General features: G+C 64.9%; 22 protein-coding genes. 5 read left to right on the plus strand and 17 right to left on the minus strand.

Annotation, left to right across the window (positions count from 1 at the left end; all coding sequences use genetic code 11):
• Nucleotides 1-62 precede the first annotated feature (62 nt).
• Nucleotides 63-686 (minus strand): glutathione S-transferase family protein, encoded by a 624-nt coding sequence (locus MKD49_RS15005; protein WP_252696685.1) that lies wholly within the window; start codon nucleotides 684-686, stop codon nucleotides 63-65.
• A gap of 204 nt (nucleotides 687-890) precedes the next feature.
• Here MKD49_RS15005 and MKD49_RS15010 point away from each other — a divergent pair, with 204 nt between their 5' ends.
• On the plus strand, nucleotides 891-1,790 hold the full coding sequence (locus MKD49_RS15010; RefSeq protein ID WP_204726832.1) for a DMT family transporter: 900 nt from the start codon (nucleotides 891-893) through the stop codon (nucleotides 1,788-1,790).
• 75 nt (nucleotides 1,791-1,865) lie between these two features.
• Here MKD49_RS15010 and MKD49_RS15015 read toward each other — a convergent pair whose 3' ends face one another.
• From MKD49_RS15015 to MKD49_RS15050, 8 genes are all read right to left on the minus strand, one after another.
• Nucleotides 1,866-2,786: an ornithine cyclodeaminase family protein gene (locus MKD49_RS15015; protein WP_121041109.1), complete on the minus strand. Its 921-nt coding sequence runs from the start codon at nucleotides 2,784-2,786 to the stop codon at nucleotides 1,866-1,868.
• 33 nt (nucleotides 2,787-2,819) lie between these two features.
• Nucleotides 2,820-3,758, minus strand: a complete 939-nt coding sequence (locus MKD49_RS15020) for a LysR family transcriptional regulator (protein ID WP_039784761.1) — start codon at nucleotides 3,756-3,758, stop codon at nucleotides 2,820-2,822.
• 205 nt (nucleotides 3,759-3,963) lie between these two features.
• Complete coding sequence (locus MKD49_RS15025; RefSeq protein WP_252696686.1) at nucleotides 3,964-5,118, minus strand: TRM11 family methyltransferase; 1,155 nt, start codon at nucleotides 5,116-5,118, stop codon at nucleotides 3,964-3,966.
• Nucleotides 5,118-6,299 (minus strand): hypothetical protein, encoded by a 1,182-nt coding sequence (locus MKD49_RS15030; protein ID WP_252696687.1) that lies wholly within the window; start codon nucleotides 6,297-6,299, stop codon nucleotides 5,118-5,120. Before MKD49_RS15030 ends, MKD49_RS15025 begins: the two co-directional genes overlap by 1 nt.
• A gap of 4 nt (nucleotides 6,300-6,303) precedes the next feature.
• Nucleotides 6,304-7,353, minus strand: coding sequence for a bifunctional nicotinamide-nucleotide adenylyltransferase/Nudix hydroxylase (locus MKD49_RS15035; RefSeq protein ID WP_134134132.1), 1,050 nt, complete (start codon nucleotides 7,351-7,353; stop codon nucleotides 6,304-6,306).
• A 70-nt stretch (nucleotides 7,354-7,423) separates the two neighbouring features.
• Complete coding sequence (locus tag MKD49_RS15040) at nucleotides 7,424-9,121, minus strand: NAD+ synthase (protein ID WP_252696688.1); 1,698 nt, start codon at nucleotides 9,119-9,121, stop codon at nucleotides 7,424-7,426.
• Nucleotides 9,122-9,149: 28 nt separating this feature from the next.
• Complete coding sequence (gene pncB / locus MKD49_RS15045) at nucleotides 9,150-10,352, minus strand: nicotinate phosphoribosyltransferase (protein WP_252696689.1); 1,203 nt, start codon at nucleotides 10,350-10,352, stop codon at nucleotides 9,150-9,152.
• Nucleotides 10,353-10,380: 28 nt separating this feature from the next.
• A complete protein-coding gene (locus MKD49_RS15050) occupies nucleotides 10,381-11,244 on the minus strand; it encodes a cysteine hydrolase (protein WP_252696690.1) in 864 nt (287 codons plus the stop codon).
• A 211-nt stretch (nucleotides 11,245-11,455) separates the two neighbouring features.
• Here MKD49_RS15050 and MKD49_RS15055 point away from each other — a divergent pair, with 211 nt between their 5' ends.
• A complete protein-coding gene (locus MKD49_RS15055) occupies nucleotides 11,456-12,118 on the plus strand; it encodes an NUDIX domain-containing protein (protein WP_034333177.1) in 663 nt (220 codons plus the stop codon).
• Nucleotides 12,119-12,213: 95 nt separating this feature from the next.
• Here MKD49_RS15055 and MKD49_RS15060 read toward each other — a convergent pair whose 3' ends face one another.
• The 6 genes from MKD49_RS15060 to MKD49_RS15085 form a co-directional block, all read right to left on the minus strand.
• Nucleotides 12,214-12,438: a hypothetical protein gene (locus MKD49_RS15060; RefSeq protein ID WP_121041128.1), complete on the minus strand. Its 225-nt coding sequence runs from the start codon at nucleotides 12,436-12,438 to the stop codon at nucleotides 12,214-12,216.
• Nucleotides 12,439-12,552: 114 nt separating this feature from the next.
• A complete protein-coding gene (locus MKD49_RS15065; RefSeq protein ID WP_034333171.1) occupies nucleotides 12,553-12,813 on the minus strand; it encodes a DUF4148 domain-containing protein in 261 nt (86 codons plus the stop codon).
• A gap of 275 nt (nucleotides 12,814-13,088) precedes the next feature.
• Nucleotides 13,089-13,373, minus strand: coding sequence for a hypothetical protein (locus MKD49_RS15070; protein ID WP_252696691.1), 285 nt, complete (start codon nucleotides 13,371-13,373; stop codon nucleotides 13,089-13,091).
• Between the two features lie 158 nt (nucleotides 13,374-13,531).
• Nucleotides 13,532-14,500 carry a transporter gene (locus MKD49_RS15075; RefSeq protein ID WP_121041131.1) on the minus strand — a complete coding sequence of 323 codons (969 nt, stop codon included), beginning with the start codon at nucleotides 14,498-14,500 and terminating at the stop codon, nucleotides 13,532-13,534.
• A 49-nt stretch (nucleotides 14,501-14,549) separates the two neighbouring features.
• On the minus strand, nucleotides 14,550-15,317 hold the full coding sequence (locus MKD49_RS15080; protein ID WP_121041133.1) for a coniferyl-alcohol dehydrogenase: 768 nt from the start codon (nucleotides 15,315-15,317) through the stop codon (nucleotides 14,550-14,552).
• A gap of 65 nt (nucleotides 15,318-15,382) precedes the next feature.
• Nucleotides 15,383-16,852: a benzaldehyde dehydrogenase gene (locus tag MKD49_RS15085; protein WP_252696692.1), complete on the minus strand. Its 1,470-nt coding sequence runs from the start codon at nucleotides 16,850-16,852 to the stop codon at nucleotides 15,383-15,385.
• A gap of 293 nt (nucleotides 16,853-17,145) precedes the next feature.
• Here MKD49_RS15085 and MKD49_RS15090 point away from each other — a divergent pair, with 293 nt between their 5' ends.
• Nucleotides 17,146-19,008: a sigma-54-dependent Fis family transcriptional regulator gene (locus MKD49_RS15090; RefSeq protein WP_209569498.1), complete on the plus strand. Its 1,863-nt coding sequence runs from the start codon at nucleotides 17,146-17,148 to the stop codon at nucleotides 19,006-19,008.
• 47 nt (nucleotides 19,009-19,055) lie between these two features.
• On the opposite strand, the gene MKD49_RS15095 is transcribed toward MKD49_RS15090, so the two are convergent.
• Nucleotides 19,056-19,337, minus strand: a complete 282-nt coding sequence (locus tag MKD49_RS15095) for a hypothetical protein (RefSeq protein ID WP_121041139.1) — start codon at nucleotides 19,335-19,337, stop codon at nucleotides 19,056-19,058.
• Nucleotides 19,338-19,612: 275 nt separating this feature from the next.
• Here MKD49_RS15095 and MKD49_RS15100 point away from each other — a divergent pair, with 275 nt between their 5' ends.
• On the plus strand, nucleotides 19,613-20,812 hold the full coding sequence (locus MKD49_RS15100) for an ATP-binding protein (RefSeq protein WP_252696693.1): 1,200 nt from the start codon (nucleotides 19,613-19,615) through the stop codon (nucleotides 20,810-20,812).
• Nucleotides 20,813-20,988: 176 nt separating this feature from the next.
• Nucleotides 20,989-22,422 (plus strand): MFS transporter, encoded by a 1,434-nt coding sequence (locus MKD49_RS15105; protein WP_252696694.1) that lies wholly within the window; start codon nucleotides 20,989-20,991, stop codon nucleotides 22,420-22,422.
• Between the two features lie 42 nt (nucleotides 22,423-22,464).
• Here the strand turns inward: MKD49_RS15105 and MKD49_RS15110 are convergent, their stop codons facing one another.
• A complete protein-coding gene (locus tag MKD49_RS15110) occupies nucleotides 22,465-24,954 on the minus strand; it encodes a DEAD/DEAH box helicase (RefSeq protein ID WP_252696695.1) in 2,490 nt (829 codons plus the stop codon).
• Nucleotides 24,955-25,041 lie beyond the last annotated feature (87 nt).

The following is a 25,041-nucleotide window of genomic DNA, read 5'->3' on the forward strand; positions in this document are numbered from 1 at the left end:
GAACCTGCAGGACGGAAATGGGCGCGCATGCGCAAGGCCGCAGTGTACCGCGCCCGCCGCCATCAGGCCATGCCGTTGCGGCCGTAGGCGCGGAAGCCGGGCCGCTCGCTGAGGCGCTCGTAATACGCTGCCACGGCCGGCAAGGGCGCATGCTCCAAGGGCGTGCCGAACCAGCGATTGACCGACAACCCGACCGGAATATCGGCCAGCGTGAATGCAGGACCCGCCACGAAACCGCCACTGTGCTGCAACCGTTGTTCCAGCACCTGCATGAAGCGCGTCCAGCCAGCGATGGAAGCCGCCAGTTGCTGCGCATCGCCATGCTCGGCCGACTTGCGCACCAGCGCCATGAAGGCATAGCTCCAGCTGCGGTTGAGGTCGCTGGCCTGCCAGTCGATCCACTGGTCGATGCGCGCGCGCAGACGCGGTTCCTTCGGATACAGCGCACCGTCACCGTATTGCCCGGCGAGATAGCGCAGGATGCTGTTGGACTCCCACAGGACGAAGCCATCATCATCAATCACCGGCACCATCGCATTGGGATTCATGGCAACGAAAGACGGCTCGCTGGTCGATTTGAAACCAATACCCCAGTCCTGCCGCTCGAAGGCAATGTCCAGCTCGCTGCAGGCCCACAGGACCTTGCGTACGTTGATGGAATTGTCACGGCCGTAGATCGTCAGCATGCAGGCTCCCGTACAGTAAGTGTCAGGCTGGCAAGCCTAGCAGGTGGCCCGGTACGGTGCCATGCACAGTTCTTCCTCATTCTCCCCGGTGACTGTTGCGCTGCAGTCAAGTGGCCCGGTACAAAGCTGCCAACTGTACCGGGACGGCTCGAGGAAGTGGCCGTACAATCGACCTCCCACTGGCCATACCTGCCGCCCACGCCCATGTCTTCCTCCAACATTGCCAAGCTGTTGCTGCTGGCTGCCATCTGGGGCACCAGCTTCATGCTCATGCGCATCGCCGCACCGGTCTTCGGCCCCATGCTGACCACCTTCGGCCGTGCTTCGCTGGCCACGCTGTCGCTGCTGGCCTTTGCCCGCATGCGCGGGGTGCCGCTGCAGTGGCGACGCAACTGGCTGCCCTACCTGGTGATCGGCATCTTCAATACCGCCCTGCCCTTCGCGCTGTTTGCCTGGTCGGCGCTGCACATTCCCTCGGCCTACATGGCCACCATGAATTCGCTGGCACCGATCTTCACGGCCATGTTCGGTTTCCTGCTGCTGGGCGAACGGCTGAGCCTGGTGCGTACCGGGGCCTTCGTGCTGGGCCTGGTCGGTGTGGCGGTGCTGGTGGGCATCGGCCCGGCGCCGGTCAATGCGCTGGTGATCGCCGGGGTGCTGGCGGCCATGAGTGCGGCGGTCAGCTATGGTTTTGCGGCCACCTTCACGCGCATGCGCGCCGGCGGCATCCCGCCCATCGCCATGGCCACCGGCAGCCAGTTCGCCGCTGCCCTGTGCCTGCTGCCGCTGGCCGCGCCGTCGATGCCGCATGCGCTGCAGGCCGGCACCCTGCCTGCGCTGTTATCTGTACTGGTGCTGGGCGTGGTCTGTACCGGTATCGCTTACGCACTGTTCTTCCAACTGATTGCCGCCGAAGGGGCGACCAAGGCCATCACCGTGACCTTCCTGGTGCCGATGACGGCTTCGCTGTGGGGCTGGCTGCTGCTGGATGAACCGGTAACCGTGGGCACCGTGACCGGCATCGCCGTCGTGCTCATCGCCACCGCCACCGCCTTGCGGGCCAAACCGGCAGCGGCCGCCAAGGACAAGAAAGTGACTGCCTGATTCGAGGCTGCCCCCAACAAAAAAGGCGCTGCGGGAAAATCCGCAGCGCCTTTTTTCATGCAACCCAGGTTTGGCTTACCAGCCGTACTGCGCACACGCCTTGCGATACGCCAGCCCTGCCAGCGCCACATCTTCCAGGCCGATGCCGATGGCCTTGTAGATGACGATGTCCTCGTCCTGGCGCTGATAAGGCATGCTGCCATCGACAGCCTGCGCCAGTTCCATCACCTTGTCCCACGCGAACACACCCGGTGCGCACTGCACCAGGTCGCCGGCCTCCTGCTGCGCCTGCGGCTTCCATTCCACGAACAGCGCGGCGGCACGGCCGATGGCGGTGTCGTCCAGCTCGCGCACGTTGGCCTTGGAGGCACCGACGGCGGCGACGAAAGCCCCCGGACGCAGCAGCTTGCCATCGAACAGCGGCGTGGCTGAACGGGTCACGGTGACCAGCACGTCCGCTGCGGCGGCGGCTTCATCGACGCTCACCACCCGCGCCGGAACGCCCAGGGTGCGCGTGACTTCCTCGGCCAGGGCTTCGCGGCCCGACAAGCCGGCGATCAATACTTCCTTGAACGGCCGCACCTGCAGCAGCGCCGGAATGTGCGAACGCGCCTGCACGCCGGTGCCGATCACCGCCAGGGTGGCGGCGTCCTTGCGGGCCAACGCATCGCAGGCCACCGCCGTGGCGGCCGCAGTGCGCAGGCCGGTCATGGCGTCGCCCTCCAGCGTGCACAGCGGTGCGCCGGTCTCGCTGGAGAACAGCTGGATGACGAACCTGAACTGGCCCTTGATGGTGGTGTAGACCTTGGCCCCGGCGATCCCGGCCGATGGAATGACCGCCCCCATCATCGACAGCATCACGCCATTGGCGGCACTGGTGCGCACGCGCCCCTGATGCGCGCCCTCGGCGGCGTGGGCAAAAGCCTCGCGCATGGAGGCGATGGCGTCTTCGGTGGTCAGCAGTTCGCTGACCTGCTGGTTGGTGAGAAATTTCATGCGGGACCTTGGCTTCAAAAAATGCAGGAAAAATTATGGCGTGCCGTGCTCGGCCTTGAGATAGTTCCAGATCCGGTCTATGTCCGGATTGGCTCCATCCAGACGGCGATAGACGCGGATATCCATCTCGTCGCACCACAGCCCCTGCTCCAGCGCTTCGCTGTCGTTCGGGGCGATGGCCAGGGTCAGCTTGCCCTCGGCGATCTCGCGCGACACCGCACTGGCCGGCAGCCAGGCGATGCCGTGGCCTTCGACGGCCATGCTCTTCAAGCCTTCGGCCAGGTCGGTCTCGAAGCGGCGGAACAGGTGCACGCGGCGCGGGCTGGAATGCAGGGCCTTCTCGACGATGCGCGAGAGCGAGGAATACGGGGAATAACTGAGGAAGGGTTGCGGATCATTGGGTGTACCCGGCAACACATACTTGGGCTGGCCACTGGGCAGCGTCTTGACATAGGGACGCAGCGGCTCCTTGCCCAGCGAAAGCACGGCATAGCGTTCGGTATCGAGGGCGATGCCCTGCTGGCGATGGTCATAGCACAGCAGCAGGTCGCAGTTGCGCTCCACCAGGGCCATGACGGCATCGTGCACGTTGCCGGCCATGACGGTGGTGGCGATGGCGCCGATGGTCTTTTCGATTTCCGACAGCAGCTTGGGGAACACCGTCAGCAAGAGCGTGTGCGGCATCGCAAAGCGTACCGAGGATTGCGCCCCTGCGAGTTGGCCGCGCAGCACCAGCCGCGCCTGCATCGACTGGTTGAGCATTTCCTTGGCGATCGGGACGAAGGATTCACCGGCCGGCGTGAGCGTGCAGGGATAGGACGAGCGATCGAACAGTTCGGCGCCCAGCCAGGTTTCCAGCGAGCGGATGCGGCGGCCGAAGGCCGGTTGCGTGACATTGCGCAGTTTGGCCGAGCGGCTGAAATTCAGCGTATCGACGACCGAGAGGAAGTCCTCCACCCATTTGATTTCCATCTTCCCTACCCCGTTGGCTTGCCGCGCTGATCCGGCGGCTTGTCTTTGGTGCCGACCACGTTGTGCCTGGCGGCGACCCTCCTTTGGAACGCAGCCACTATACCGAAATGGCATCGGCAGCGCCCCATGCCATTTTGGCATGAGGCGCTGTAAAAGCGGGTAGACAGGCGATGAATAAACGATGCGGCGCAGTGATCACACCAGCTCAGCCGGGGCCCTGCAACAGCGCTGGCGGCATCAGGGGCAAGCCGTGATGGAAAACCGCATGCGGAAGAACAGTTGCCACATCGTACTGCGCATCACGCAAGCACAGGTCCAGCCGCACCTGCCGGCCCGCACGGTCGAGCCGCACGGCGCGCAGGTAGTGGCGCTTCGGGAGCACGGCCGCAGCGGAGCCGGCCATGGCGGCCGAGAACGGTGCGCCCCAGCAGGTGAGCGCGAAGCCCTGCTGTTCCAGCCAGTGGCACACGGCAGCGACCAGACGCGGATCGTCGGGCAGCAACAGATCCGCATCGGCGGGCGCCTGCGACAACGGCAAATCCTGCAGCCAGCGCGCAAAGCTGCCGTAAAGGACGAACCCCGGATGCGCCAACTGCAGCGCTTGCAGTACGGCAAGGGTCTGCTCCGTATCGATGGCGTGCGGCAGATGGCGCGCGATCAGCGCGTATTCGTGCGAACGATTGCTGCGCAGCTGGCCGGGCGTCTCGGACGTACTGGCGCGGTCATAAACCAGGATGCGTTCTTCGACGAAACGGAAGCGGTCCGCCATTAGCCGCGCCAGATCCCAGGCCAGCGGCACGAACTGCTCGCCCACCCGCAGGTTCTCGGCGCACAGCACCAGCCAGCCGCCGGGACGCAAACAGTCGCGCAATGCGCGCAGCAGACGCTCCAGCATGCCGAGGAAAGCGGCGTAGGTCTGGCTGGCGTAAAGCTGTCCAGCGTGCGCGGCGTCGGAGGCGTCCGGCCACTGGCAGCCGAAGTAAGGCACGTTGCTCAACACCAGGTCCACCGCCGGCAGGGAATGCGCGAGCGCCGTGGCATCGCCTTGCAACACTTGCTGTGGCGGACCATCGGCCCCGAGACGCTGCAGCCGCTGGCGCGTCAATGCCACGCGCTGGCCATCTATCTCGATGCCGATGCCCGCGCGGCCCACGCTGTGCGCGGCGACCAGCGTGCTGCCAAATCCGCAGAAGGGATCGAGCACCTTGCCGTCAGGCGGGCACAGGTGCGCAATGAACGGCTGCATCTGCTCCACCCAGCCGCAATCGCGCGCGCCGAAGGGATCGGTCTCGGCCAGCTCCTGTGGCAGGGTCCAGGCCGGGTCCTGCCTGCTGAGGTGCAGCCAGCTGTTGTCGTTCATCACGGGCTCCGCAGCAGCTGCAGCGGCTGCACCGCGCGACTGCGCATGGGCGCGGCACCGGTGGTTTCCAGCAGCACGTGTTGTTCGGGATTCCAGCCGCCGCACAGGCGGCCGTTGGCATGGAACACCAGCTTGTAGATGCGTCCGCTGGCATGGCGCGCATGCATGCGCACATAGTCCGAGGCTTCGAAGGTGAGCTGCATGCCGCGCCAGTGCAGCACCACGTTCCAGAAGTAGTAGCCGGAGGTGGCATGCACCGGTTGCGCTTCGGCGCTCAGTTCCGGATCGGCCAGGCAGGCTGCCAGCAACGCCGCCACATCGATGCGCGCGCCGCCGATGTAGCGGGCCGTCACGTTGTTGCGGTATTGCGGTCCGAGTTGCGAGAACTCGCGCAGGATCACCGCCGTCACACCGCGCTGTTGCGCCCAGCGCAGATAGGCTTTCAGCGCGGGCACGCCATCGATGCCACCCTGCTGCACGATGCACACCAGCTTCACCGGCAACTGCGGCACCAGTTGCGTGAGCGTGGCGTCGATGCCGGCCTGCGTGGCAACCGCCTGTCCGCTGCGAAAACGCATGATGGCCTGATTGGCCTGGGCCTCATGATGGTGGCGCGACAGTTCCACCCAGCCGAGATCGAAGGCCTGCAAGCGCGCGATCAGCTCCGCGCCACGCGGCGTGGCCAGGCCGCCTCCATTGGTGTAGAGCACGCTGCCCTGCACGGGTGACTGGCGCGCGTGCTCCTGCAGGACATCGAGCATGGACAGCATCCAGCAGGCGTCATCAGTGGTCTCCAGCCCTGACAGCGACCACGACAGCGGCAGCCCGCGCAGCGCAGCGAGCGCTTGCCGGAGCTGTGCGCCGTACTGCGGACCGGGTCGTAGCGCTGCGGCGTGCGGGCCGCCATCGTCCAGCGTTTCGGAACAGAAGCGGCAGCGCGCCGAGCATGGTTGCGCCGAGGCATAGGGCGTGAAGGTCACCGGCTGGGCGATCTGCAAAGTTCGCCCGCCGATCTCCCAGCGCCGCCAGCGCCTTGCATCGTCCTGGTCGGGCTCGCGCCGGATCACGCGTGGCAGGCGGTTTTCCAGCAGCTGCTGCAGGGCGGCGGGCATCAGGTCCGGCAGCGCCGGACTATCCGGTGCGATGGCCTCGGCGGTGTCGACGGCGTCAGAGATGGCCATGGTCTCACTCGCTGCCGGTGAGGTTGAGGAAGGTATCGAGGATATGGAAGTGATCATCGAAGAAGCTCGCCTCCATCGCCGCCAGTTGCGCAATCGGTGTCCACACCGCCTGGGCCGCATCATCGGCGGCCTCGACCTCGGGCAGTTGTTCCAGCCGCAGGTCAAAGTAGTAAGCATGAGTGATGGTGCGGCCACGCGCACTGCGGTCGGGGTGATCGAAAATCTTGACGTCCACCAGGGCCTCTTCCAGCGTCACATCCAGCACGGCCAGGTTGGTTTCCTCGGCCAGTTCGCGCAGGGCGGCCTGCATCAGGCGCTCGCGCTGGTCCAGAAAACCGCCGGGGATGGCCCACAGCCCGCGCCCCGGAAAGCCCTTGCGCTGTACCAGCAGCACGTGGTCCGCCGCGCGGATCACGGCATCCACTGTCGTGAAGACCGGCGGATAAGGTGCCGCAGCCCAGGCCGCTTGATACTTGCGCAACTGGCGATGTTCTTCCACCAGGGCGGCGTAATGCGGCAGCAGTGACCAGGCGCGCAGGTAGTGGCGCACGCTGGGCGGCACCATCGTGTCGAGAACGTCGAGGCTGACTTCCAGGTCCTCGGCCTCGAACCAGACATTGCGAATGTCGGTGGCATCGATGTCGCCCGCGCGCGGCAGGGTTTCCAGCTGCCATTGCGGGAAGTGGCGCAGGTAGTAGCTGGAGGCATCCTTGAAGTGCCCGACCAGCAGCACCCTTGCCTGGGGATCGGTCTCGGCCGCGACCAGGCGGCGCACTTCGGCGGACCAGCGGCGATCGTCGTAGTAATCGCGGGTAGCGACGAAGCGCAGGCGTTCGCGCTGGCCCGGCGGCATGGCACCGGCGATCATGGCGGCGCGCTCTTCCCAGGTGAAGGGGTTCTTGGTGTTGCGGGCGTGGAAGGCCGAACCCAGCACCACGATCACCGTGGCCGCGCGCTCCAGCGCGTGATGCAGCAGGTGCAGGTGGCCGTTGTGCACGGGCTGGAAGCGGCCGATCACCACGGCGGCATCGTATTGCGGAGTCAGGACGGGCATGCGCTTTCCTTAATTTTTATCAACAGGGTCGAACGGCCGTTCACCTGAATGACGGATGACGGCCAGCGCCTCAATAGCGCACTGCGATCGGAATCTGCCTTCCGCTGCCAAAGGCCCGGGCGCGCACCCGGATCACTGGCGGCGACTGGCGGCGCTTGTATTCGTTGCGCGCCACCATGCGGCAGATGCGTTCGACCAGTGCTGCCCCGGTTTCGGTTCCGCTGAGCTGTTCGACTGCGCGGCTGGCCGCCCGGGCTTCATCGGCAGGAAGGCGGCTGCCTTCGATGTGCCACTTGAGGATCTCGTCGAGCACCTCGTAAGGCGGCAGGCTGTCGGTATCGCGCTGGTCCGGGGCCAGTTCGGCCGAGGGGGCCTTGTCGATGATGGCCGCGGGGATGATCTCGCGGCCGGCCTGAGCATTGAGGTGGCGCGCCAGCGCATAGACCTCGGTCTTGTAGAGATCGCCGATCAGGCCCAGGCCACCGTTGGTGTCGCCATACAGGGTGCAGTAGCCGACCGAGATCTCGCTCTTGTTGCCGGTGGTCAGCAGCAGCGCGTCATAGCCGTTGGAATACTCCATGAGGATGGCACCGCGCACGCGGGCTTGCAGGTTTTCCAGCGGCAGCCCGCGCAGGGGTGCGCCGAAGGCCTTGGCAAAACCGTCCTCGAACTCGCGCACCAGATCGGAAATGGGATGGCGGAACAGCGTCACGCCCAGCGCCTGGCACAGCGTTTCGGAATCATCGACCGAACCGGTGCTGGAGAACATCGACGGCATGGTCACCGCCACCACGTTCTGAGCACCCAGTGCCTCCACGGCCAGCGCGATGGTGAGCGCCGAATCGATGCCACCGGAACAACCGACCACCACCTTGCCGAAGCCGCAGCGGCGCGCATAGTCGCGCAGGCCCAGCAGGATCTGGCGGCGCTGGAATTCGGGCGTGGCCAGGGTCTGGTCTGCGCGGACCGGTTCGCCCACACCATCGCTGCGCAGGAAGCGCCCGCTCTCGAAGGCAATGACCTGGAAATCCTCGGCCAGGCGCGCCGCCTCGAAGGCCAGTCCCTGCAGCGGCGACATGGCGAAGGAGCCGCCGTCATACACCAGCTGGTCCTGCCCGCCGACCTGGTTGACGTAGAGCAGCGCCATCTGGCGGCGCAGGCAGGCGGCCTGGAACAGGGCGTGGCGCTGGCTGCGCTTGCCGACGTCCGACGGGCTGGCATTGATGGAGACCACCAGTTGCGCATCGGCCTGGGCCAGCTTCTCGAAGGGATTGACGCGATAGCTGCGCAGGTCGTCGTTCCAGCCATCCTCGCAGATCAGGAAGCCGACCCGCATGCCCTTGACCGGCAACACACAGGCCGTCTCCGGACCCGCCTCGAAATGGCGGCCATCATCGAAGACGCCATACACCGGCAGCAACTGCTTGTGATACTCGGCCACGATGACACCCTCGCGCACCGCCAGCAGGGCATTGAAGAGCGGCTTGCCGGGGCCGGGATTGCGGCGCGGCGCGCCGATCACGGCAGTCAGTCCGGGCAGGCTGCGGGTGGCGTCGATGACCGATTGCAAGGTCTGCTCGGCCTGCACCAGGAAGCGGGCTTCTTCCAGCAAATCGCCGGGGTAGTAGCCGCAGACCGAGAGTTCAGGAAAGACCACCAGGTCGGCACCGGCCCCGGCGGCGCGCTGCAGGCCATCGAGGTGAAGCGCCAGGTTGCCGGAGAAGTCACCGATGGTGGGATTGCATTGGGCGATGGCGATGCGAAGCATGATGCATCCTTTCTGCCGCCGCAGCGGCTCAGGCAGGGGTGGCCGGCGCAGCGATGCCGAACAGCTGGCGCAGGTAGGCCAGGAAAGTTTCATCCTTGCACAAAGTCTTGCCCGGCGAATCGGACAGCTTGGCCACGGCCTGGCCATTGCAGGACGACAGCTTCATGACGATGTTCAGCGGCGCGATGCCGGTGTCGTTGCTGAGGTTGGTGCCGATGCCGAAACCGGTCATGGCACGGTCGGAAAAATGACGATACAGGCGCAGCGCCTGCGGCAGGCCCAGTCCATCGGAGAACACCAGGCGCTTGGTGTTGGCATCCAGGCGCAGCTTGCGATAGTGCGCCAGCGCCTTCTCGCCCCATTCGAAGGGATCGCCCGAGTCGTGCCGCAGGCCGTCGAAGAGCTTGGCGAAATACAGGTCGAAGTCGGCCAGGAAGGCATCCATGCCGACCACGTCGGTCAGGGCCACGCCCAGGTCGCCGCGGTATTCCTGCACCCAGTCTTCCAGTGCGGCCTTCTGGAAATCACGCAGCCGCACGCCGAAGGATTGATAGGACTGCAGGTATTCGTGGGCCATGGTGCCGATCGGCACCAGTTGATACTTCTTGGCTAGCCAGACGTTGGAGGTCCCCTTGAAATACTGCGGGACCTCGCGCGCCAGCGTGGCCACCACTTCCTCCTGCCACGCTCCGCTGTAGCGGCGGCGCACGCCGAAGTCGAAGAACTCGAAGGGATGACGGCCTGGCGCTTCAGCGGCGAAGGCGTGCAGCAGAGCAACCTTCTCCTCCAGACGGCGGCGCGCTTCTTCCCCGGCCGCTGCCGTGCCGATCCGGCGGAAATAGAGTTCGTTGACGATGTAGAGCACGAAGATTTCGAAGCCCATGACATGCACCTGCGGACCGCGCGCGACGATGCACAGGCGCTCGCCCTCGGTGCTGACCTCGATGAACTTGCGTTGGAAGCGGAACAGCGCGAGGAAGTCGATGAAGTCGCTCTTCATGTAGCGCAGCTGCGCCAGATAGGCCAGTTCATCACTGCTGAAGCGCAGGCTGCACAGGTGATCCAGCTCGCGCTCCACCTCTTCTTTCAATTCGGCCAGCGGGAATTGCGGCTGGTTGCGGCACACGAAGGTGTATTCGGCCTGGGCACCTGGATGGCTGTGCAGCAAGGCCTGCCACATGGTGAACTTGTAGAGATCGGTTTCCAGCAAACTACGAACGACGGGTGCCATGATGGGCACTCCTTTCAACGTGGATGGGTCAGGCGTTGGCTTGCAGTTCCTGCAGCACCTGCTCCGAAGTGGCCAGGCGCACGCCAGCCTGTGACATGGCCGCCAGGAAGTCCTGGTACTGCGCCTCGAAGCCGGCCACCGGGCTCATGCAATCGGTCACCAGCACCAGCCGGGCACGGCCGGCGGCGTCGAGGTTGGCGGCGATGTGCTCGGTGGTGGCGCGCACGCAGTGGCTGCCCGCCTCGCCGGTGATGTAGACGGTATCGGCCTGCGCCAGGGTGGCGATGAAGCCACGGTTGAGCTGGGTGGCGGGATCATCGACATCCGGCACTTCGGCCATCACTGCCGAATAGTGTTCGGTCCACGGGTTGCTGCCCTTGCCCAGCTTGGTGACCACGCCCAGCGTGCGTTCTTCCCAGCGGTTGTAGGCGGCGCGCACATCGGCGTGGACCGCCCCGCCCCAGCTGCCGATCTCGCAGTGCACCGGCCAGACCATGAGGCGATAGCATCCGGCGGTTTCCAGGGCATCGAGATAGGCCAGTGCGCGCGGCAATGCTTGCGGATCACGTGGCAGGTAAGCGCCGGCACGGACCTGCGCGGCCTCGATCTGGGTGAAAGGCGTGACCGCCGCGCCATCGGCTTGCTGCCAGAACGTGGGATGGGCGATGTCCAGCCTGTGGTGGGCGTCGAGGGTGATGCTGATGGCCGACAGGCCGGTACCGCCCTGGTCGATCAGACGCGCCACGCGCTGCAGGTCGGCATGGCCGCCCGCCACCGGCAGCGCTGGTTGCAGTACCCCGCCGGTAACCGGGTCCACCGGCAGCCAGTCCGTCGGCAGGTCGCAGAAATCGTTTTGCGGATCGATCACGAGGAGATGCAGGGAGCGCTTCATGGTGTCCACCTTTCGGAGTGCGTCGGGTTACGGTAAGGCCAGTGTAGACCACTTAATTTAATTTTGCAACTAACATAGGCTTCGTAAATTTTCTGGATTAGCTCTCCAAATAGGGCTTACAGGTCATCCGTGATCCGAATTGCAACAAATAGATTCACAATGACACTAAGTACCTTTAGACTTCCCGGACTTGGACAAGGCGAGGAGAAAAATGGATCCGGTGATCTGCACAGTGGATGTGGCGTTGCTCACGCTCACGGCCGAGGGGCTGGAAGTGGCGCTGCTCAAGCGCGAACATGCGCCCTTCAAGGGGGTGGCGGCGCTGCCCGGCGGCTACATTCATGCGCGCACCGACGTCGATGCGCGCGATGCCGCGCGCCGCGTGCTGCTGGACAAGACCGGCATCGCCGCGCCCTACCTGGAACAACTGGCCACCTTCTCCGGTGCGGCGCGTGATCCGCGCGGCTGGTCGATCTCGATCGCGTATTACGCGCTGGTACCGGCCAGCACCATCGCCCAGGCCGAGCGGGACGAGGTCCGCCTGCACAGCGTGGACCGCCTGCCACCGCTGCCCTTCGACCATGGCGACATCATCGGCACCGCCGTCTCGCGCCTGCGCAGCAAGAGCCAGTATTCGTCGCTGCCCTGCCATCTGCTGGGCGATGTCTTTACCTTGCCGCAGTTGCAGCGGGTCTACGAAGTGCTGATGGGCGAGAGCATCAACAAGGTGAGTTTCCGCCGCAAGATGACCGAGATGGACATGCTCGATCCGGTGGACGGACAGTTCGAGAGCGGGGCGCATCGTCCGGCGCAGCTGTATCGTCTGAAGCCGGCCTTCCGTGAAGAGTTGCAGTTGCTGGAGCGCGGGCTTTGAGGCAAATGGCGCTTCGAAACCGGACAGGCGCAAACGGAAGCGGCGCACCCCAATGGGTGCGCCGCTTTTTTCATGTCGAAATTCTTGAGCCAGGCTCAGGCACAGCAATTGCCGCCGGAATCGGCACAGCGTTCACGGCGCTGCAATTCACGGCGGTGGCGCACACGTTGCGAGACGCGATAGACGGCGCGCTGGGTCAGCATCATGGACAAGGTGCTCAAGCTGAACTCGGCGGCAATGAGCAAACCGACCAGAGCGGCAAATTGCAGGTAGATCCGTGGATACACGGAGAGACTACGCGAGAACAGTTGATGCAGCATGATGAATTCCTCTTTCTTGTTTTACGTGCTGGGGTTCTGCTTCACACCAGTGACGATGCAGCGAACCGCGATGCGTGGCCGATCATGCCGGTCCACGCATCGGATCACCCTGCATCAGGCACCAGCGTAGGTCGAATCGGCAACGCTGCCGGCGGTTTGCACGGCGCTCTTGGCAGCAGCGTTGCTGACGGCCGGGAACACCGAGTCAGGCTGGTTGGCGATGCCTTGTGCCTGGGCGCGGGCGAGGTCGGCCTTCACGGCAGCGCGGGTGGTGTGCGAGACGAAAGGCTTGTCAACCGGGTATTGGGCTTCAGCGAAAGCGACGGACGAAGCGGACAGGGCCAGGACGGCGGCGATGATGGTCTTTGCGGACATGATGTTTCTCCTTGAATGCGTTACGTTAAGTGGACTTCAGTCGGGTTGATTTCTGTTCAGTGATGCGTGGGGCCGGGATGTCGTTCGGCTCACGCCACTCACTCTCTAGAACCGCATCGTTTCTTGCGTTGCGATGTCGTTCATCGATGGACTGAAGTCTACGGAAGAGCGCTCAGGAGAAAAACCACGCTGGAAAGAATTGAGTGTTCCGGGTTCTGGAACAATCGCCATTGCCTATCGAGCCGATAGTCCGAAAGTGATACAAAGCCGCGCCATCAGGTCCACTGGCGCTGGTTCGCGCGCAGGGGCTGAGTGTATTCCTCGTGCTGGACCTGCTTCGCTACCGGACGCGCAGGGCCGGTCTCGGCACGCACGCGCACCTCGGGCGCGCAGGTCTGCGAGGACATCTGCAGCGCAGGCTGCAGCTGGCGCGGCGGACGGACCACCGGCGGCAAACGTCCACCCGCGAGCGTTTTACGCAAGCGCTTGCACATCGGATCGTCAGTTTGCTCAAGCTGGCGGGCAGGCTGGCCGGTTCTGGATTGGTCGGTAGCTGGCATGATTCGGTTCTCCCATCTTGTCGCGGGCACCTTGGGTGCCTTCATTGTCGGGGAGCAGTATCACGCCGGAGGACCGGGCGGTTAAGCGGACAACGGCTCTGCCTGCTGTAGGAAAGCAGGCAAAGCCGCAGCTGACGACAGCGCCGAATGCGCCCGGATCAGAAGTGATGGTCGTAGCGGATCTGGAACTTGCTGTTCTCGGCCCGGTTGCGCACGGCGAATTCCTGGTACACGTTGAAGAACAGCAGGTCGCGCTCGGACAATCTCACCATCGCCGCTGGACCGAGTCCGACCACGCGCTCGCGCCGCCCGCCCACATCGCTGCCGTTGACCTTGGTATCGGTGATCTGCTGCAGCCAGTAGCCGGCCGCGCCGATGGTCAGCGCCGGATTGAGCACGTACTCGGCGGAGAAGTTGGCATGCACCGCCTGCCCCGCCTGCGTGGAGCTGACGTTGTTGCCGAAAGCCGCATTGGGCGAGTTGTTGCGGGCATTCCAGAGATAGTGCAGACGCCAGCTGAAACTCAGGTTCTGGCTGGCCCACAGCGTACCGGCCCAATAGGGATCGAAGGACCAGGTATTGCTGCCCGGATTGACGGTGGCATTGCGGTCATAGGCCCCGGTCGGCAGGATGAACTGCAGTTCGAACCGCTGCGAATAAAGCGGCCCTTGCGCCCCCATGACGGGATCGTACTGCACAGACACGCCGGCGCTGATGTCGCCAATGCCGGTATTGCCGCGAAGGATGGCATTGTTGGCACCATCGTCCACCTTGGCATTGGCCACCCACGGCACCAGCACCTGGAAGCCCAGTTGCTTGTTGCCGAATTTGGCCCCCGGTGGCACGTAGATGAACTGGCTGATGGGGGCGAACACGCTGATGTCCTGGGTGGCCGGAAAGCCCAGCCGGTTGCCGTTGTTGTCCACCAGTTTGGTGGCCTTGGTGTAGGTGAGGTATTCGACGAAGTAAAAGCCGGGACCGCCGGGCAGCGGTGCGCCGTCGAAGAAACTGGTCCCGCCCATGTTGACGGCGGGCTGGTCGTAGGCGCTGGCCAGCGCGGGCAGCAGGCTCAGGCTCAGTGCCAGCCGCGCCGCGCGCCGGCGGGCGGGCTGTCGGTGCTCTCTCATGGTGTCTCCTTGTATTGTTATCGGATGGGTCGCTTCCCGTGCGTCGGATTCAGAGATAGGTCGAGGCCAGTCCGCCATCGACCGGCAGGTTCACGCCATTGATCCAGCGGCTGCCGTCATCGCACAGCCAGACGATGGCTGCAGCGATCTCGTCCGGATAGGCCGGACGCTTCATGCGATGGGCATCCTTCTGCACGCGGTCCTGCCCGAGCATGGTCACGAAATCGCCCAGGATGGGCGTGAGCACCGGGCCCGGCGCAACGCTGTTCATGCGGACCGAATGCTTCAGGAACCAGGGCTGGGCCTGGGCCATGCTCCAGACGATGAGCGCTTCCTTGAAATACTGGTAGCAGCGCTCCTGCGGCACCGGATGCTGCGCCAGCCACTCGGCCCCGGCCGCAAAACCGGCGGTCTGCGCCAGCGCCTTGTGCTGGTCCAGCCGCTGCGGCCATTCGGCACCGAGGATGGAAGCCACGTTGACGATGGCGCTGCCCGGCGGCATGCGGCGAATCAGCAGCTCGGTGAGATGGCGCAAGCCGAGATAGTTCACGCGTGCAACCAAGTCCGCCGGGGCCGTGCCGGGCACACCGGCGATGTTGCACAGGCCATCGATCTTCTCGGGCAATTGCGCGGCGGCGTCATGGATGGCATCGGCGGTGGAGAGATCGGCCTGCACGAAACCCTCCACGCTGATGATCGGTGCATTGCGATCCACCCCGATCACGCGGGCACCCTGGACCCGCAGCAGCCGGGCGGTCTCGGCACCGATGCCGGAAGAAACGCCGGTGACGACGATGGTCTTGTCTTGCAGTGTCATGCTGGTCTCCTTGAATAATGATTTATATCGTTTGGTTTTTTTGCAGCGGCACGCATGCGATGGAGTCAGAAGGGATACGGCGTGGCCTGCTCCTTGACGGTGATCCATTTCCATTGCGTGTACTCTTCCCAGTCGGCCGGCCCGCCCACACTGGTGCCGTTGCCTGCAATGCCGGGACCACCGAAGGGGTTCACGCATTCGTCATTGACGGTCTGGTCATTGACGTGGACCATGCCCTGGCGCAGCCGCCCCGCCACCCGCATGGCGCGGGCCAGCGAACCGGAGATCACGCCGGCGGCCAGTCCGCCCTGGTTCTGGTTGGCCAGGGTGATGGCTTCTTCCTCGGAATCCACCGTGATGACGCTGGCCACCGGACCAAAGATTTCTTCATCAAATACGCGCATGCCGGGCCGCACGCCGGACAGCACCGTCGGCTGATAGAACAAACCTTCATAGGAGCCTCCAGCCAGCAAGCGTGCGCCGGCCGCCACGCTGTCCTGCACCAGCCCGTGCACGCGCTGCAGCTGGCGCGCATCGATCAGCGGGCCCAGCGCCACCTGGCCGCTGGCCCCATCGCCCACGGGCAGGTGACGCGCCTTGTCCACCAGGCGCTCCAGCAGACCCGCTGCCTGCGAGGCATGGACCAGGATGCGATTGGCTGCCATGCAGATCTGTCCCTGGTGCAGCCACGCGCCCCAGGCCGCGTTGCTGGCGGCGACGTCGAGGTCGGCATCGTCGAGGATCACCAGCGCATTGGCCCCGCCCAGTTCCAGCGAGACCTTCTTGAGATGGCGTCCGGCCAGCTCGCCGATGCGGCGGCCCACGGCGGGCGAACCGGTGAAAGCGATCATTGGCACCTGCGGTGCCGTCACCAGCGCCTCGCCGGCCTCCGCGCCACCGGGCAGCACGTGCAGCAGACCGGCCGGCAAACCCGCTTCCTCAAAGATGCGCGCCAGCATGAAGCCACCGGACACGGGCGTGCGCACATCCGGCTTGACCACCACTGCATTGCCCGCCGCCAGCGCCGGCGCCACCGTGCGCAAGGTCAGGATCAGCGGGAAATTGAAAGGCGAGATCACCCCGATCACGCCCAGTGGCGCACGTCTGGCGATGCTCAGGCGACCCGGCGCGCTGGGCAGCAGCTGTCCCTGCGCCTGCAGCGGCATGCCGGCCGCGAGGTGGCACAGGGTGATCGCTTCGCGCACCTCGTGTTCGCCCTTGAAGAGCACGCCGCCGGTCTCGCGCGCCACCATGCGCGCCAGCTCATCGAAGTGCTGCTGGAACAGGGTGCCGGCGCGACGGAAGATCTCGGCACGCTCACGCGGCGGCACCGTCAGCCATTCGGCCTGGGCGGCCACGGCGGCCTGGACGGAGATGGCCACGTCATCCGCGCCGGCCAGACCGACCTCGGTCAGCGGTGCGCCGGTGGCCGGTTCGATGACGGTGGTGCCGTGTGCGGTTTCTTCCCAGCGGCCACGGAACAGGTGGCGTTGCCAGCGGGCAGGATCGAGCAAGGGGGTGGATGGGGCGGACATGCGGGTCTCCTTTGTAATGGCCGGTGAATCCGGATCGGCAGCCATTCTGCAAAGCCTGTGCCACCGCGCTGCGCGCCATCCCATGCGGCTTCGCAGCAAGCTCATCCATCCGCGACGGGGAAGGCCAGAGCAGGTTTCAGGGAGAGATTTTTGCTGCGATGGAGCAGAGTTCTTGACGCAGTGCAGCTTGCGCATTTGCGCAAATTCGCCAACCATCAGCCCACTGAATTTCATCATTTGATGAACCGGGCCTTCGCCCGTCCCGCTTGCCCCTTTCCGCCAGGAGTTCGCCCATGCCGCCATCCCAGCGTATTTCCCTTGCCGAGATGGTACGCAGCCAGGGCAGCGCCGCCGCCCCGGTGCAGCTGAGTTCGGCCAGCACCGACCGCTGGAGCGTGGACGCCCATCCGACCCTGGCGGACCTGGGCGAATGCCTGTTCTTCTCGCCCGGCGACGGCCGCATCTGGCTCAATGACCAGCGCATGCTGCTCATCCACAGCCGCAGCATGGGGACGCTGCGGCGCGAGCTGATCGACAATCTCGGCATCGACAAGGCGCGCGGCCTGCTGACCCGCGCCGGCTACATCTCCGGCGCGCGCGATGCGCAGCTGGTGCGCGAACGCTGGCCCGAGGCCGATCCCTCCACCATCCTCATGGCCGGCACCCGGCTGCATACGCTGGAGGGGGTGGTGAAGGTGATCCCGGTCAGCTTCAGCTATGACCCCGACAGCGGCCGCTACGAGGGCGAATTCCTGTGGCACAACTCCAGCGAAGCCGATGAACACCTGGCCGCCTACGGCGTCGCCACCGCGCCCTCGTGCTGGCAACAGATCGGCTATGCCATCGGTTATGTCAGCACGCTGCTGGGACATCTGGTGATCTTCCGCGAAGTGGAGTGCCGCGCCATGGGCACGCCGCATTGCCGCGTGATCGGCAAATCGGCCGAACTGTGGAGCGATGCCGAAGACGACCTGCGCTACCTCAATGCCCAGGACTTCGTCGGCAGCGGCATGCTGGCCACCGATGGCGAAGCCGCCGCCAACAGCCACAGCGGGCTCAGCGCCGAGGCGGCGGAAGCCATGGAGGCCGATCTCACGCGCGCGCTGGTGGGCACTTCCTCGGCCTTCAACGCCGCCTGCCATCTGCTGAACCGGGTGGCACCGACGGATGCGACCGTGCTCTTCACGGGCGAGTCGGGCGTGGGCAAGGAACGCTTTGCGCGCATGCTGCACCAGATCGGCCGGCGCGAACGCCAGCCCTTCGTGGCCATCAATTGCGCCGCCATTCCCGAGACGCTGATCGAGACCGAACTGTTTGGCGTCGAACGCGGTGCCTATACCGGAGCCACGCAATCCCGCGCGGGCCGCTTCGAACTGGCCGACGGCGGTACGCTGTTCCTTGATGAAGTGGGAACCTTGAGCCTGGTGGCGCAAGGCAAGCTGCTGCGGGTGCTGCAGGAGGGTGAATTCGAGCGCGTCGGTTCGACCCGTCCGCTCAAGGTCAAGGTACGGGTGGTGGCCGCGACCAATGAGGACCTGGCGGTGGCGGTACGGGAGGGGCGCTTCCGGCAAGACCTGTTCTTCCGCCTCAACGTGTTCCCGATCCACCTGCCGCCGCTGCGCGAGCGGCGCGACGACATTCCGCTGTTGATGAATCATTTCCTCAAGTTCTACGGGCAACGCCACGGGATAGCGGTACGCGGGTTCACGCAGCGTGCGGTGCAGGCGCTGCTCAACTACAGCTTCCCCGGCAACATCCGCGAACTGCAGAACCTGATCGAGCGCGGCGTGATCCTGGCGCAGGGTCATCCGCTGGATTTGCCGCATATGTTCATCAGCGGTGAGACGCTCAATGACGAGGTGCTGTCGCTGGCCCTGCAAGGCGAAGGGGAAGGCGAGACCGGCACGCTCGCCGGGCGCCAGGGCCAGCGCAGCAAGGAAACTTCACATCAGCCTGAAGGCAGCCTGCTGGAGACGGTGCAGCAATGGCGCGGCGGCCGCAAGGAGGAAGGTGATGCGCTCTCCCTGCCCGCGCTGGAGCAGACCCTGATCGCCGAGGCCATCGAACGGGCCGGCGGCAACCTGTCGGCGGCGGCACGCCTGCTTGGCATCACGCGGGCGCAGCTGGCGTACCGGCAGCAGAAGCGGGAAAGTTAGGGAATGTGCGGGCATCTCCTGGCAGGCAGGAGACGAGACGAAGAGCGTCAGGCGACGTTCTTGTAGGGACTGGGACGGTCGGCCTCATCGGCCACGATCTGCATCTCGCCGATGCGGTTGCGCAGTTCTTCCCAGGGATGGATGGGCAGATCCTTGTCGAGATGTTCGGATTGCCTGCGCGCGGACAGATCTTCCACCTCCTGCATCACGCGGTCCTGCCAGCGGTGTTCCAGCGCGATGAACAATGCAATGGCTGCCACCAGCCCGACCGAACAGATGGCCAGGGCGGCATAGATGGCGTACTGCATGATGGTATCGAACCAGTCCATGTCCTCCCCGTCCTCGTTGTTTGATGGCAATACGGCGATGGTAGCTTGCGGATGGGTTGACGCCCATCAGGAAATGACTGAGGCGAAAAGAGGGCAGGACTGGCAGGACTGCGGCGGACTTATAAACTTTTTATCTTTTTTATCTACCAAAGATAAATACCAAAATTTTTCTATAAACCGAATCATTTCGCGCGTCATACGGTAAGCGGGGTTGACGGATATATCCTTTTTAGCTAATTTATCCTAAATAGATAAAATGAATAAAAAGGATAGATATGAACCCGGTCACGAACCCTTACGCTCCAGGTGCAGGCAGTCCACCGCCCGAATTGGCGGGGCGCGATGCGGTTCGCGAGAAGATGAGCATCTGCATCCAGCGTGTGCGTCTGGGCAAGGCCGACAAGAGCATCATGCTGGTCGGATTGCGGGGGGTAGGCAAGACTGTTCTGCTTGATCAGATGATGCGCGACGCGGAGGCAGAAGGCGTCGTCGCCATCCGCATCGAGGCACCGGAAGGCAGGTCTCTTCCCGCAGCGCTCTTGCCGCAGTTGCGACTGGGCTTGCTTCGTCTGAGCAGATTGGAGAAGTCCAAAGATTACGCGGTGCGCGGTCTGCGCGCATTGGCCGGCTTTGTGGGGAAACTGAAAGTCACGTTCAACGACATCGAAGTCGGCCTTGATTACGAAGCCGAACCGGGGCTGGCCGACAACGGCGACCTGGAAGGCGACCTGACGGCGCTGCTCGAACAAGTCGGAAAAGCCGCGCAATCGGCAGAAACGGTGGTAGCCATCTACATCGACGAACTGCAGTACGTTCCCGAAGCGCAGATGGCCGCGCTTATCTCCGCGCTCCATCGTTGTGCTCAGCAGAAATTACCCTTGATAGTCGTAGGAGCGGGCCTGCCCCAGCTCAGGGGCCGCATGGGCGAAGCGAAGTCGTACGCCGAGCGGCTGTTCGCCTTCCCCCCCATCGGTCCTTTGGGAGAGGAGGATGCGACTGATGCGATCGTCAAACCCGCCGCAAGCGAACACGTCGAGGTTGACCAGGATGCGGTCAAACTGATCGTCCAATACACCCAAGGCTATCCCTACTTCCTGCAGGAATGGGGCAAACATGCCTGGGATGTCGCAGAAAAAAGTCCGATCACCAAAGCAGACGTCGAGAAAGCTTCTACCGAAGCCATCGCGGCCTTGGATGAAAGTTTCTTCCGCGTGCGTTTTGACCGACTCACTCCCACCGAAAAAAGATACCTGCGTGCGATGGCGGAACTAGGTCAGGGGCCTCACCGCTCCGGAGACATTGCTTCCGAATTGGGACGAGAGAGCTCATCCTTGGGGCCGGTACGGAGCAGCCTGATCGCCAAAGGCATGATCTGGAGTCCGACACATGGGGATACCGCCTTCACCGTTCCCTTGTTTGATGACTTCATGAAGCGAATCATGCCCGGCCGCGACTGGCTCAATGCGGAGGTTTAGCGGTGCCTCTGCATGAGCTTCCACAGGGTCTGCATGGACGTCACCCAATAAAGAAATAACTTCATCGTCGCAAATAGCCGGCCAAGCTCATCCACAGGAACCCGCGCTGCCAGCGGGCGGTCTGCCGTTCAGGCGCAGGCTGCACGGTGCGCCTCGTCTCGCACACGGAGCCCTCGATGATTGCCACCCCATCCGCCACCATCCCTGCCCGCCTCGACCGCCTGCCCTGGTCGCGCTGGCATTGGCGCGTGGTCATCGCCTTGGGCGTGGCCTGGGTGCTGGACGGGCTGGAAGTCACCCTGGTCGGCTCGCTGGGCAGCGTGCTGGAGCGCAGCGATACGCTGGCGCTCGATGCGGCGCAGGTCGGCTGGACCGGCTCGCTCTACATCGCCGGTACCGTACTGGGCGCGCTGGTCTTCGGCCGCCTCACCGACCGGCTGGGACGCAAGCGGCTCTTCATGCTCACGCTGATGCTGTACATGGCGGCGACACTGGCCACCGCGTTTGCGCAGGATTTCCTGTTCCTGGCGCTGTGCCGCTTCGTGACTGGCCTTGGCATCGGCGGCGAATACGCAGCCATCAATTCCGCCATTGATGAGCTGGTACCGGCGCGCGTGCGCGGACGGGTCAATCTCATCATCAACGCCAGTTTCTGGATCGGGGCGGCACTGGGTGCCGGGCTGTCGCTGGTGATCCTCGATCCGCAGGTGATGGGTGCGGCACTGGGCTGGCGCGCCTGCTTCCTGCTCGGGGCCGTGCTGGCGGTGGCGGTGCTGCTGGTGCGGCGGCATGTGCCGGAGAGTCCGCGCTGGCTGCTCATGCACGGCCGCCACGCCGAAGCCGAAGACGTGGTGCGCCGGATCGAAGCGGAGGTCGAGCAGCAACATGGCCCCCTGCCCGCCGTGGAACACGCCGCGAGCGCATCGACCCAGAGTGGTACGGCAGGCAGCGGCATGCTGCCCTGGCGCGAGATCGCCCACGTGCTGCTGCATCGCTATCGCCAGCGCAGCGTGATGGTGGCCCTGATGATGGTGGCGCAGGCCTTTGTCTACAACGCCATCTTCTTTACCTACTCGCTGGTGCTCACGCGCTTCTTCCAGGTGCCGGACCATCGCGTGGCGCTCTACATCTTCCCGTTTGCGCTGGGCAATGTGCTCGGGCCGCTGCTGTTGGGCCATCTGTTCGACAGCATCGGCCGTCGCCGCATGATTGCGGCCACTTACCTGCTCTCCGGTGCAGGATTGGCCGCCACGGCCTGGGCCTTCAATGCCGGGATGCTGGATGCGCGTTCACTGGCGCTGTGCTGGAGCGCAGTATTCTTCGTGGCCTCGGCGGCGGCCAGCTCGGCCTACCTGACGGCCAGCGAGGTATTCCCGTTGCGCATGCGTGCCATGGCCATTTCGATTTTCTATGCCATCGGTACCGGCGTCGGCGGATTCGTGGCGCCGGTCCTGCTGGGCTGGCTCATCGCCAGCGGTGACCGCCATGCAGTGGCAGCGGGCTATGCGCTGGGCGCATGCCTGGCGCTGCTGGCCGGGGTGTGCGCGCTACGCTTTGCGGTGGACGCAGAACGGCGCACGCTGGAAGAGGTGGCGGAATGGAAATCCTGAATGCCTGAGCTGATGATGAAGCTGTTCAGTCATCAGCCGCGCTTATGACAGGATTTTTTCCGCAATGCCCGCCCCCAGCGGTGCCAGCAAGGCCTGCAATTCCTCTTCGCCAAACTTGATGGTGGCGGTGTCATCGCGCCCCAGCATGCCCTCGGCCAGCGCCGACTTGCGCGTCTGCAGTTCGAGCAGGCGTTCTTCGATACTCCCCTCGATGACCAGCTTGTAGACGAACACCTGGCGCGTCTGCCCCAACCGGTGTGCGCGGGCAATGGCCTGCTCTTCCACGGCCGGGTTCCACCAGGGATCGGCCAGCACCACGGTATCGGCAGCCGTCAGGTTCAGGCCAACCCCACCCACCTTCAGGCTCACCAGCATCAGCGGCACTTCACCTTGCTGGAAGCGGGCGATCACACCGCTGCGGGCGGCTGGTTCGGTGTCGCCGGTCAGCATCAGGCAGGGCAGTTGCAACGCCTGCAGTTCCGCTTCGATCAGGGTCAACATGCTGGTGAATTGCGAGAACAGCAGGATGCGCCGCCCCTCCTCCACCAGCGCGGGCAAGGTATCGCGCAGCCACTCGATCTTGGCGCGCTCCAGTCCACGCGGCATGCGGCCCTGCTTCAGCAGGTAGGGATCGCAGCAGACCTGGCGCAACTTGAGCAGCGCATCCATTACCGACACCTGGCTGCTGCCCAGGCCGCGCCGTTCCAGCGCGCGGCGGACCTGCTTGTCGGCGGCGATGCGCACGCTCTCGTAGAGCTCGCGCTGGCGGCCCTGCAGTTGCAGGCGTTCGATGATCTCGATGCGGGCCGGCAGCTCCTGCAGCACATCCTCTTTGCGCCGGCGCAGGATGAAGGGGCGCACGCGCTGGGCCAGCAGGCGCGCACGGACGGTCTCGCCCTGCTGCTCGATGGGCTTGCGCCAGAGCCGTGCGAAGCTGCGCGCATCCCCCAGGAAGCCCGGCATGAGGAAATGGAACTGGCTCCACAATTCGCCGAGATGGTTTTCCAGCGGCGTGCCGGTCATGCAAAGCCGATGACGTGCGTGCAGGCGGCGCGCGGCAGCAGTGCTGCGGGCAGCGGCATTCTTGATGGTCTGCGCCTCGTCCAGCACCAGCAGGTGAAAGCGCAGCGACAGCAGCAGGTCGAGATCGCGCCACAGCAGCGGATAGGTGGTCAGCACCAGGTCGGCCTGTCCCTGCGCAATGGCGCTGACATGGCGCGCGCGGTCCTCGCCATGCAGCACCTGCACGCGCAGGGCCGGGGCGATACGCTGCGCTTCCTGCTGCCAGTTGAACAGCAGCGAGGTCGGCACCACCGCCAGCGCGGGCAGGTCGAGCCGGCCGGCCTGTCGTTCGATGAGCAGATGGGCCAGCACCTGCGCCGTCTTGCCCAGGCCCATGTCGTCAGCCAGGATGCCGGCCAGGCCATGCTGGCGCAGGTACTGCATCCAGGCCACACCCTGCAGCTGGTAACCGCGCAAGGTCAGGCCCAATCCTGCCGGGGGTGCCACCGGTTGAACGCTGCCGGCGGCACGCAGCCGCTGTGCCAGTTGCAGCACGCCGGCAGCGCCGCTCATGTGCCACGGCGCACCGCCTTCCAACAGCTGGAGATCGGCCTGCAGGCTGTGCAGGCGATGGGCATCCCAAGGCGAGAGCTGCAGCGGTCCGTCCTTGCGCTTGAGGTCCACCAGCAGATCCAGCAAGGACAGCACCACCGCCTTGAGCGGACCGGCCATGGCATCGATGCGGCGGCCGCCCGGTGCACGCAGCGAGATCACGGCATGCGGATCCATGCGCTCCACCTGTTGCGCATCGGCCCAGCGCGGGTCGCGCCGCAACAGGTCGGCCACCATCGGTGCCACATCCAGAGTCTGGCCATCGACCTCGATGCCCATAGCCAGCAGCCAGCGGCCACTGGGGTCGAGGCCGTCGAAGATCTCGCTGGAAAAGGCGCGCGGCTGCAGGGGCGCGGCCACCTCGCGCGCGCTGAACTCACCGGTCTCGCTGCTGACGATGAAGCGCCACGCCGTGACCGGCACACTCTCATGCGCAAACCCCGGCCGCACGCGCAAGGTCCAGCCCTGCTGCTGCAGACGCGGGGCCTGGTCGGCCCAGAAGTCGCCGAAGGCGTCTTCCAGCATCAGGGTCCAGAGCGGACCGGCGTCATGCAGGGGATTCTCGGCACGCCATTGCAAGGCATCCTCACGCAAGGGCAGCAGGCCCATCTCGCGAATGCTCTCCAGTGCGGCGGCCTCGGCGGCGTGGTTGCGCGTGACGTGTGCCGGTGTGTAACCGGCTTCGTCATCGGCGTGACCCACAGGGGCCGGCATGCTCCAGCGCTGCGCGCCTTCGCCATAGACCCAGTCGATCTGCGCCACCGTCACCATGCCACCACGCGGCCCGAACAGGCCGTGCGCGCGCATGCCCAGCAAGCCCTCACCACGGGTGAGCGTCTGCAAGGTCAGGCGAGGATGAAATGCACTGGAGGAAGGCGAAGCAGGCATGCGGCCGATGAAAAACGGGGAAGCGGCCATTGTAGGGCGCTTCAGGCCGGGTGTGCAGGAACGCGGGGAAACTGGCTGGGGTCATGCGCATGCGCTCAGCGCATGCCAGCGATGGGA

Origin of the sequence: Herbaspirillum sp. WGmk3, assembly GCF_023952535.1 — a bacterium.
Lineage (GTDB): Bacteria > Pseudomonadota > Gammaproteobacteria > Burkholderiales > Burkholderiaceae_D > Herbaspirillum > Herbaspirillum huttiense.